At 46.5% G+C, this 568-nt stretch carries 1 pseudogene; it reads left to right on the top strand.

From position 1 onward, the window contains the following. Positions 1–568 (top strand): annotated as a pseudogene (locus R8O11_RS30045) (DUF2066 domain-containing protein); the annotation flags it as partial.

Raw genomic sequence — 568 nt, 5'->3', positions numbered from 1 at the left:
ACGCGGTATTAATTATTCGTGCGCAAGGCGAGCAGATTCGTTGGACTTTGTATGACCAAGCGCCTGCAAAGATTATTGATGCGCAAACTTCTCCACGCAGCGGGTCGGCAACAGGTGCAGACGCTATTTCCGCAATGGTGGATGGTATTGCTGATTACTACGCAAGTAAAAACGCCGTTGTTGTCTCAGGCAAGTCTTCTAAAGCTGTGAACGTGAAAGTGTTAAATGTAACGTCTGCTGCTGATTTCTTCCGTTTAGAAAATGCACTTACCAAATTGAATTCAGTGGCGGGCACTGAAATCAAGCGTGTACAAGGCAGTGAGTTAACGCTGACTATTCATTTGCTTGCTTCACAACAAGCATTTGAGCAAGAGGCTTCGTCTATCTCACAATTGATGGAATTTGAAGATCCACTCGGTGACGTTGAAGAAGTGACGCCATCGGAAGATCAATCGGTAGAAACTCTACCTTCAGAGGCTCAAGCTGTAGAAGGGCAACCAAAAACGGTGGTTCAAGCCGTTGAGGAAACTGTGCCAGCAGCGCAAGTACAACAGCCTGTTGTGATTCC

The organism is Vibrio sp. 1288, from assembly GCF_033344475.1.
This window is presented reverse-complemented; position numbering and strand designations above follow the sequence as displayed.